Genomic DNA, 9,083 nt, shown 5'->3' on the forward strand with positions numbered 1-9,083 from the left:
TCCCAAACTGCCGCGCCCAATAGCCATTGAAGGCCTGCATTTGATCCCGGCCCGTAAAGTACGCCAACTGCGCCGGATCCGTGTCCCGAATTTGCTGCAACCACCCGGCCACCGTGCGGAGCGCTGTTTCCCAGTCGACGGGCACTAAGTCCCCGCTCCCGCGTTGGCTGCCCGGCGCCCGCATCAAGGGCGTCATCAGCCGCGCCGGCGAATATTGGGTCATGATGCCCGCGCCGCCTTTCGCGCACCACACCCCCTTATTCACGGGCGAGTCTTTGATCCCGGCAATAAAGCGAATCTGTTCCTGTTCGACGGTCACTTCAATCCCGCACCGGCAGGCACACATAAAACAAGTGGTATGGACTTTTCGCGTTCTGCCTAAACCTGAGACATTTTCGAGCAGAAAATGCATGGTGATGCCTTTAGTCAATGCCATCGTAAAACCTCCTTGCCGCCATTGGAATGTAAATGCATCATCGGCAGCCATGTTTGGAATGGACATTTATAAAGGTGTTCATAGCCCTCGCATTACGCAGAAGTCACACATTGCGGTTCACCGACATTAGCAGGTTTATAAGATGAGGGAGGCGACCAAGTATTACCTGATGACGCCTCCCTTTGGCAAACTGCATGGACATAGCCGGCCCTGCGGCTATAATTAAGCCTGTCTGGTTCCTAACATAATCGGAGCAGGGCCCGTACTCCCCAAAGGGCTCACAGCAGCTTGCGTGCTTGTAGCTCCATGACCTGTGTGGATGGGCACAACCCCCACAAATGCAGCCAATCCGGCCATGACAATTATGGCCCGTAAAATTTTATTCATTGTTCTCACCTCACGTATAATGATACTAGTACTCGAGTACAATGAAACTTACCAGAGGGTAGACAATGAGTTTAAATACCATCGTCAAACGCCGTCGGCAGAAAATGGGGCTGACTTCAACCGAGGCGGCCAGGAAAACGGGAATTTCAAAGTCATATCTTTTAGCCATCGAGGCGGGTACACGTATTCCCTCCCCCAGCGTGATGCGACAGCTCGCCATTGTGTTGACGTGGCCCGATGATGATTGGTATTTGGAATATTTGCAGGTTGAAAGAAGACCTCCCACTCTTTGTCGCCTTGCGGAATTGATGCTAGAAGCCGACAACATAAAACTAGCGGAAGCCATTGCCTTACACGCTCTAGCGTTTAGCCAAGGCTCCTACAATGGCCGCTATAATAGCAAGGTCTATTATCTCATGGAAAAGATTTCTTTAAAAAAACAAGACTTCAAACAAATGTTGCAATGGAGTCAGTTAATGGTCAATGCACTGAATCATGTAGCCATTAGTTATCGCAAAGGCGTTGCGTTGTATAATCATGCGTTAGCACTCTCTCTTGCGGAACATCATAACGGCCGTCAATGCCAACCATTGTTGGCCCAAGCGAAGGAAATTTTTTTAGCCCTTCACCGGCCTCGTGAAGCCAACCTGGTTGACTACACGAAGGCCAATATTCTATTAGCAAATAAAAACTATAAGGACGCCCTAACCCTCTATTGCCAAGTCAAACGTCATCCCTTCGCCGATCCTGTCATTAATGTCGAAACGCATCTCGGTGAACTGATTTGTTATTGGGCCCTTCACGGAAAAGACAAAGGCCTTATCCAACAATTCGAAACCCTTATCGATAAGGCCACGCCGTTACAAACTGCACGTATCTACCACAATATGGGTGTCTTGCACCGACAATGCGGGGAATTCGCCTTGGCCATTGAGCAATTAGAGAAGGCTTTGGCCTTGTACGGCGACACCCAAACCCGACAGCGGGGATCGACCATTGCCGAGCTCTGTCTCACGCACATCTTGGCGGGTCACTTGCCAGAAGCAGCTGCCTATGCCCAACAATACGCCTTAGTTCCAGACCCCAAAGACACTCAGGATACGGCATCAATGATTTTGTTGGCTCAAAAGCTAGGGCTGCCGACCCCGCCTTTTCAGACGGATAACCTAGTCCTTGACGATTATGAACAACGCTTGACATGTTGCTTTCACATCATTGCCGGTCAACCCTAAACCCTTTCCTTCCCCCAAAGGCCGTTAAGATTCATGGCCATGCTGCGATATGCGTGAAAGCGCTCGGCATAGATCCCTTGATTTTGACTGGGCTCAACGACTTTTCGCACACGCCGCGACAGCTCCTTAACGTCCCCGCCGACAGCGCGCCGGGCTAGCCATGCGGCGCCGACAGCGGCTCCCGGATCGTCCACGACGGTTACCGGTATTTGAAAGACATCCGCCAAAATTTGCATCCATAATGTGCTTTGGGCGCCGCCCCCGGTCGCCACCATGCGCTCTAATGACTTTTTCTGCGCTGGCTTCATCATTAGCCATGCATGAAAGAGACTAAACACCACACCTTCCAATATCGCTCGCACAATGTCTGCGGCCTGGTGCTCCGGTCTTAATCCCATCAACGTGCCTTGCGCTTGGGCATTCATTAAAGGAGCCCGTTCCCCTTGCAAATAGGGAAAAAACAAGAGCCCACGGCTACCGGCAGGGCTTGACGCTGCGAGTTCGTCTAAGTCACGGTAGGATAATGTGGGCGCAAAGGCGTCACGGTACCAGCGCAAAGATAAGGCGGCTGATTGCGTAACCGCCATCCAGTGCCACATCCCCGGGACCGCATGGCAAAAAGCATGAATCGACGGGTGAGGAGGCAGAGAAAAGCCCGCCCGTGGCCAAAAAATAACGCCCGAGGTACCGATAGAGACCCCTAAATCGCCTTCGTTGGTTAGCCCCGTGCCAACAGCACTCGCCTCTTGATCCCCTGCTCCGGCGACCACGGGAATAGACTGCAGTGCTTCTGGACCGCGCCTTAAGTCTCCAACCACGGTAGGAGACTCCACCGCATCCGCCCACCATTCGCGTGGAATCGATAACGTTTGCATCCATTCCCAGTTCCATTGCCTTCGTCCCACATCAAACAAATACGTCCCTGACCCATCCGTGACGTCCGCCATGAAAGTTCCCGTGACTTGATCCCGTACCCAGTCCTTAGCCACGGCCACCCGTTGAATGGTTCGGTAGTGTTGGGGTTCATGATCTTTCATCCAAAGCAAACGCAACACAGAAAAATTGGCCAGCGGTTTATTCGCTGTTTGGCGCACAAGGGTATCTAGGCCATATCGCTGCTCCAGCGCTTCCCCGTACCCAGCTGCCCGCGTATCAGACCATAATATGGCAGGGCGCACTGGGACTCCATTGGCGTTACATGCCACCGTCGTATGCATTTGCCCTGTGAACCCAATGCCCCGGTATACGACCGGCAGATGTTTTGCCATAAGGCGTTGCAACACCTCATCATAGGCCATCAACCAATCTTGCGGATTTTGCTCCTGCCAGCCAGGCGCGGGACTTTGCGTCGGATAGGGAGCATACGCCGTGTCTAAAACGCTCCCCGCGTCATCCACCACCACCCCTTTCATCCCTTGCGTTCCGACATCGAGCCCAATATATGCGTCCATACTTCTTCCTCCCTTCGCGTCTGACCATGCCGCTTCGTGCTCTATCGATCTTTGTACACTCCATGCATAACCTGAGTCTTAAATCCGGGCAATAACGGCGTCACACGCAAGAGCCGCCGCCCCGCGGACTGCGGCATCTTGATAATGGGGCGACGGCGTGACGATAAGGTCTTGGGTTGTGGCAGAAAGTCCTGCCTGACTAAGCACTGCCATCATTTCGGGTTCTAAGAACTCCCAAGCTTCGACCATCCCATTTCCGACCACCAGAGTCTGGGGGTTCAATAGGTTTGCAATATTGATGATCCCTTGGCCAAGAGAACGGCCTACCGCGCGTAAAGCCTGACGCGCGCACGGCGCCCCCTGCCGCGCCTGTTGTATTGCCCAGTGCGTCAGGTCCCCTTCGTTGACGGTGAGTGCAGGCGTGCAGCCACTCATCATTCTCTGCAAAGCTTTTTCGGAACTATACATTTCCCAGCAGCCATGGTTGCCACACGTACACAAAGGCCCCGCAGGGTCTAAGACCATATGCCCCATTTCTCCGGCCATTCCTTTGTGTCCCCGATACACGGCACCATTCATCAACATCCCGCTGCCTAAGCCATAACCCACACTCAAATAGACAGCATGATCCACATCGCGCAAGATGCCGTGTCCATGTTCATAGGCTAAGGCCGCATTCGCCTCATTATCGACAATAATTGGCACGTGAACACAGCTGGCGAGACGTTCTTGCAAAGCGAGCGGTGCCCATGTCATATTGGGTGCAGCCACGACCACGCCTTGCGCGAAGTCGACCCAACCACTGATGGCAATGCCTACCGCCATCAATCCATAACGGCTCTGAGGTAGATGGGTTCGCGCTTTACTAATGAGGGCACATAGGGCCCTAATCAGGTCGTCCCCCGCCGCTGCTACGCCAGACTCCTCAAAGGTTGCCACGACATCTCCCATCAAGTCGGTCACGATCAACCGCACGATACGTGGTGCCACTTCTATTCCCAGCACAAACCCTGCTGACTCCTTAAACGCCATGAGCATGGGTTTTCGGCCCATTTCTGCGGTCCCTAAACCCACGGCACGCAAATAACCTTCGGCCACTAAATCGTCGACGACTTCTGATACAGTCACCTTGCTTAAACGTGTCAAGCGTGCCAATTCCGCTCGCGACAATGATCCGTAGCGTCTCATGATATCGACAATGACCTGACGATTATGATGGCGCAACGTGTTAAGGTCTGCTCGGGTTGGGCGTGTCATGCATGCCTCCTTCGTAAACAGTCCTAACTATCTGCTGATGCCATCCTACCATGGACAAGACATGGTCACAAGCGATGATTACGTCAGCGCCTGACTCTTGCGTTCAAAATAAGCATGCAGACGATAATCGGCAATTTGCTCGGTCCAATTCGCTAATATCGTGAGTGTCCGAGCATCCGCCGCCCCCACACGAATTTGCAGCGTATCGCCGGTGAGCTGCACCCATCCCGCACTGCTCTGACTCCATTGTTTCATTGGCATACGCTGAATCAAATTCGCCATGCGTTCCGGGTGATAGGTTCTAAGGGGCATCGTCGTTTTGTCGGAAAAGTCTATGCGCATGCGGTGGGGCTCGGCCGTCAGATATTGGTGAAAATAAGCCGCCACATCTCGCGCGGTCACGGGTGCGGCCCACTGCAGCGGGCCACGCGCCAACATAGCCTTAAGCAAAACCATCTTATAGCTTTTCACCATCAGCGTGGATTCAACTTCGAGCAACCATTTCTGATATTTATCCCAGACCTGAACTTCGTCTGGCGTTAAGACACCTAACAAGTATTTCAGCCCAATATACGTGCCAAATTCCTGATGTACAGCGGTCCCTGGCACACCGGATTGCAGGTGAAACTCTAAGTACGTAGGGGGACGTCCCAAATCTTCTTGCAAGTGGCGATAGGCATCCATCACGAGTTGCTTTCGTGGTGTTTGCTGGCGCATCATGCGCTCAAGGACATTAAGACTTTGCAAGTCCAAATCGAACCGGCAATCCGGGGGCAATTGCCGCCGGATTGCCGGGAGTCCTGACGTGACTAAAGCGGCGGGGTTTTTGATGCCTAACCACGTAAGTTTGGCCTCGACATTACGGTAATTGCCGACTAAATCGATGATGACACAGTGCGTTTTGTTTAGCGCGCGCCTTAGTCCTCGTCCCAACTGCTGAATAAACACAATCGATGAATCGGTAGGCCTCACCAGTAAAATGGTATCGACCGCAGGAATATCTACACCTTCATTAAAGAGGTCGACACTGAAAACAATATCCCACTGCCCTTGCATGAGTTCCTGAATCACTTGATGGCGTTGCCCCAATCCCGAACCAGCATAAACCCACGTGCTGCGCACTCCCCGTTTGGCAAACTGTTCGGCCAAGAATTCGGCATGGCGGATAGAACTACAGAACCCAAGTGTACGTGTTTGATGATAGGCCTGCCATGCTTGATAGACCGCAGCAACATGGGATTCCGATAACTGGGCACGCAGAAGATCGTTCGGATCATAATGGGTGCGGCGCCACCGCAGTGCGCTGTAATCGATCGGATCATAAACCCCCACATACCAAAAAGGCGACAACCATTGACGTGTGATAGCATCGGGCAATGATACCTGAAACGCCACATTCCCATCGCATAGCGAAAAGATATCGCGTCCATCTGTCCGGTCAGGTGTCGCCGTAAGCCCTAATAAAAATTGGGGGCGAAAATACGTTAGCAGCCGTTGATACGATGCGGCTGCCGCATGATGAAATTCATCAACAACCATGAGATCAAAGGCCGTGGGTGAAAATTGCCGGCGATGCTTTTCGCTTGCCAACGTAAACACCGAAGCAAAAATACTCTCACGTCCATCATCGTGCTTTCCTGTATAGACAGCAAATGACCGCTGGTGCATCACGGACTGAAACGTCGCCAATGCCTGGCGAAGAATTTCATCACGGTGGGCCACAAACAAAATACGGCGAAACTGTTGGGCAAAAAATGCTGCCAGATACGTTTTGCCGAGTCCCGTAGGCAATACCACCAAGGCTTTAGAATAGCCTTCTTGCCGCGTGTCTGACAATGCGGCAAGTGCTTCCGCTTGCACTGGCGTTGGCAAGAGCGTCGGCGTTACCTGCGCATCAGGTGAAGGACTCTGAGCCATATCTTCCGGATCGAACATCAAGGTCAATGCCTCGCGCTCAGTCCACGTCGCCAGATGATCTGGATGCTGCTGACGAAATTGATGCCAATCCTTCACATAGTGTGCCAGAGTTATCGCATTAAGAGGCACGGTGCGATCCGCGTAGAATAACCGCATAAAATGTTCCACAGCTTGCGTTGACCGGTCGTAGGCTAAAAGATTCCATTCGATCCCACTCGTCATTGCCGATTGCGACAGATTCGACGACCCCACGATCATCGTATCCGCCGCGTTCGCATGTTCAAAGAGATAAGCTTTAGCATGAAAAGATTGGCCTTGGCTCTTCCATAGACGCAGTTCCGCGTTCGGCAGTGCGTCAAGCAGCTGGGCCAAAGCCTCGGGCTCCGTGACATAAAGATAGTCGCCCACTAAAATTTTGATATCGGTTCCGGCCGCTTCTGCGGCTTTCAAATCGCGCAACAGTAGCTCCACCCCAGACTGCATGGCAAATGCAACCAGCCAATAAACCGCTTGGGCTTCTTTCAACTGGGAACGGATAACCTTCACTAAATTTCGGGTTAAAAGCGTTACATCAGTCATCGACATCGATTAAAAAGATGCGGTCTTCAAACCCCCCGCGCATGTGATGTTTCTGGTTTTGAATCGTAAGCAACTGTTCAGGGGTGGCTCCGTGCTGTTTTGCCAGGGCCCACATGACTTCTAGCATATCCGCCAGTTCTTCTAACGCTTCCACATCGGTCGTTGCGCTCGAATATTCTTGCACTTCTTCGTGCAACTTGCGTTGCAGCATGAGTCGCATTTCTTCATCGTTGAGTGTCCGAATGCGGCATGTTTTTCCCGCTGCTTGAATGATGTCAGGGATTTTATCCCGAACCAACTTGTTATACGTCGCCACCGCAAATCCTCCTAACCGCCGATTACCACTCTATTCGTGGCACCCCGCAGGTTTTCCTGCTCGGTACCACTCGGTATTTGATTGGACTTACAGTGCGGCTGTAGTGGCTAATGTGCGCACCATAATCTTGGCATCTTCCAACCCCTCCCGCAATGCCTGGGCTATGGACCGTGCCCCAGGTGTGTCGCCGTGCACACAAATTGTGTCCACCTGTACGGGCAGATGTTGACCGGAGACGGTTGGGATAGCTTGATCTTGCACCATCTGCACAGCACGCGCCACGATTCGCTCCACATCATGGATAACGGCATGGGAATAAGAGCGCGGCACTAGCTGTCCGTTATCCAGATATTCACGGTCCGCGTATACTTCGTGCGCGACCCGCAAACCCCTTGCTTCCGCCGCACGCATAAGCTCTCCCCCATAAGCGATAACGATGAGAGAGGGGTCAAATGCCCAGATGGCATCCACAATCGCTTGCGCTAATTGAGCGTCTGTCACCGCCATATTGTTCAGTTGGCCATGTGGCTTGACATGCTGAAGAGATAGCCCCTGGCTCTTCGCTACGCCATAGAGGCTGCCTATTTGATACAGCACGTCGGCATAGGCTTCCTCATACGTCAAGGTCATGTTTCGACGTCCAAACCCTACCAAATCCGGAAAACTAGGATGCGCACCCACCGCGACGCCGTGGGTTTTGGCTAAGGCTACTGTACGCTGCATGACCTGCGGATCTCCGGCGTGAAATCCACATGCCACATTCGCCGACGTGATAAAAGGCATAATGCCGGCATCATCTCCCAAATGGTAGACGCCAAAGCTTTCGCCCATATCACAGTTGATATCAATAGTATCCCGCATCATATAGCCCCCTCTTTATTATCTCTTTGAATAACTATCCGGTCACCGGCAATCCTAGGCCTTATGGTATGCTGAGAGTAAGCACGTCCTACCCCTTTGCATAGGAGGCGATCCCCATTCTTCCCCTGCGAGAAGTCCGGTTGACATGGCCTACACCACGCCCATCAACGTATCCATGGAATCTGACCGTCCTCAAACACTTAAACGTCCTATCCTTTCCGACAGCGGTCACCTTCTTCATTGGGGATAATGGAAGCGGCAAATCTACAATCCTCGAGTCTCTTGCCATAGCTTCCGGGTTTAACCCCGAAGGCGGCAGCCGCCATGCCGCGTATCACGCCGCCCATACCGATGGGCAACTGTCCCAAGCTATGCGTCTAACATGGAACCATAAGGCGTTACACGGCTTCTTCTTTCGGGCAGAAAGTTTTTTCAGCTACGCCAGCTATCTGGAAGAATTAGAGGACGACAGCGTCTTTGCGTCATATGGCGGCAAATCTTTCCATCAGCAGTCGCACGGGGAATCCTTTTTATCCTTATTTCGCAACCGATTGCAACCGTTCTATCAGACCTACTCGAACCTGCTCAAACAGGTTCAAAGCTGATTTCCTGCTTCGCTGAGGCCGGTTTCACTCCAGTCTTACGAC

At 52.5% G+C, this 9,083-nt stretch carries 9 protein-coding genes; 2 read left to right on the forward strand and 7 right to left on the reverse strand.

All coding sequences use genetic code 11. The features are described from left to right. Together CO251_RS09590 and CO251_RS17400 are read right to left on the reverse strand one after the other, a co-directional pair. On the reverse strand, positions 1 to 436 hold a 436-nt coding region (locus tag CO251_RS09590; protein ID WP_242968517.1), incomplete at its 3' end, for a molybdopterin-dependent oxidoreductase. A gap of 222 nt (positions 437 to 658) precedes the next feature. Further along, on the reverse strand, positions 659 to 823 hold the full coding sequence (locus CO251_RS17400; protein WP_158246267.1) for a hypothetical protein: 165 nt from the start codon (positions 821 to 823) through the stop codon (positions 659 to 661). Positions 824 to 888: 65 nt separating this feature from the next. Between CO251_RS17400 and CO251_RS09595 the strand changes: the two genes are divergently transcribed. Next, positions 889 to 2,055: a helix-turn-helix domain-containing protein gene (locus CO251_RS09595; protein ID WP_103375599.1), complete on the forward strand. Its 1,167-nt coding sequence runs from the start codon at positions 889 to 891 to the stop codon at positions 2,053 to 2,055. On the opposite strand, the gene xylB is transcribed toward CO251_RS09595, so the two are convergent. From xylB to CO251_RS09620, 5 genes are all read right to left on the reverse strand, one after another. Beyond that, positions 2,052 to 3,506: a xylulokinase gene (xylB, locus tag CO251_RS09600; RefSeq protein ID WP_103375600.1), complete on the reverse strand. Its 1,455-nt coding sequence runs from the start codon at positions 3,504 to 3,506 to the stop codon at positions 2,052 to 2,054. The two genes, CO251_RS09595 and xylB, sit on opposite strands and share 4 nt — an antisense overlap. Before the next feature lie 78 nt (positions 3,507 to 3,584). Further along, positions 3,585 to 4,763, reverse strand: coding sequence for an ROK family transcriptional regulator (locus CO251_RS09605; RefSeq protein WP_103375601.1), 1,179 nt, complete (start codon positions 4,761 to 4,763; stop codon positions 3,585 to 3,587). A gap of 78 nt (positions 4,764 to 4,841) precedes the next feature. Then, on the reverse strand, positions 4,842 to 7,259 hold the full coding sequence (locus tag CO251_RS09610; RefSeq protein WP_158246268.1) for a DEAD/DEAH box helicase family protein: 2,418 nt from the start codon (positions 7,257 to 7,259) through the stop codon (positions 4,842 to 4,844). Further along, positions 7,252 to 7,575: a nucleoside triphosphate pyrophosphohydrolase gene (locus tag CO251_RS09615; RefSeq protein WP_103375603.1), complete on the reverse strand. Its 324-nt coding sequence runs from the start codon at positions 7,573 to 7,575 to the stop codon at positions 7,252 to 7,254. The genes CO251_RS09610 and CO251_RS09615 overlap by 8 nt, the downstream gene beginning before the upstream one ends. Positions 7,576 to 7,662: 87 nt before the next feature. Beyond that, positions 7,663 to 8,439 carry a LamB/YcsF family protein gene (locus tag CO251_RS09620; RefSeq protein ID WP_369825251.1) on the reverse strand — a complete coding sequence of 259 codons (777 nt, stop codon included), beginning with the start codon at positions 8,437 to 8,439 and terminating at the stop codon, positions 7,663 to 7,665. 137 nt (positions 8,440 to 8,576) lie between these two features. Between CO251_RS09620 and CO251_RS17210 the strand changes: the two genes are divergently transcribed. Continuing rightward, positions 8,577 to 9,041 (forward strand): AAA family ATPase, encoded by a 465-nt coding sequence (locus tag CO251_RS17210; RefSeq protein ID WP_158246269.1) that lies wholly within the window; start codon positions 8,577 to 8,579, stop codon positions 9,039 to 9,041. The last annotated feature ends 42 nt before the right edge of the window (positions 9,042 to 9,083 follow it).

This window comes from Sulfobacillus sp. hq2, assembly GCF_002903155.1.
Lineage (GTDB): Bacteria > Bacillota > Sulfobacillia > Sulfobacillales > Sulfobacillaceae > Sulfobacillus > Sulfobacillus thermotolerans.